This is a genomic window from Massilia sp. CT11-108 (assembly GCF_047302915.1).
In the GTDB taxonomy this organism is placed as follows: Bacteria; Pseudomonadota; Gammaproteobacteria; order Burkholderiales; family Burkholderiaceae_D; genus Telluria; species Telluria orientalis.
On the sequence record NZ_JBKYMO010001124.1, the window covers coordinates 1 to 673 of the forward strand.

Sequence of the window (673 nt, forward strand, 5' to 3'; positions counted from 1 at the left end):
GTCCCTTGCCGGCCAGGCCCGTGAACAGCCTGGTCGCATCCAGCGGCGTGGACCTGGCGAGAGTCGACACGCCGTTCCGCGTCGCCAGCGACGGCGCTTTCACGGCCGCCTTCGGCAACGTCGACGTCACCGCGGGCACCGGCACCGTCAAATGCGAGGACCTGCAATGAGTGGCTTGCGCCGGCTGGCCGCGCCCGACATCACGGTGCGCCCGCTTCGAGGGCAAGGGCCGGCTGCAGGCTTACCTGGCGCGCTGCTCGACGCCGCAACACCATAACCATAACAAAGGAGATTCCATGGCAGCTTCCCCCAACCCGTCCGTGCCCGTGAGCGCGGCATCGTCCGCGGGCGCGACCAACACCGGCCCGCTCGTCATCGTGACGATCCTGTTCTTCATGTGGGGCCTGCTCACGTCGCTGAACGACGTGCTGATCCCGCACCTGAAGGCGATCTACACGCTGAACTACCTGCAGGCGATGCTCGTTCAGTTCTGCTTCTTCGGCGCCTATTTCATCGTGTCGCTGCCGGCCGGCGCGCTGATCCGCCGCATCGGCTACCAGAAAGGCGCCGTCACGGGCCTGTTGATCGCGGCCGGGGGCTGCGCGCTGTTCTATCCGGCCGCGCAGGGCGGCTACGGCCTGTTCCTGTTCGCGTTCTTCGTGCTGGCGGCCGG

General features: G+C 67.6%; 1 pseudogene. It reads left to right on the forward strand.

What is annotated here, in order from left to right:
• Positions 1-296: 296 nt before the first annotated feature.
• Positions 297-673 (forward strand): annotated as a pseudogene (locus ACEN88_RS33540) (glucose/galactose MFS transporter); the annotation flags it as partial.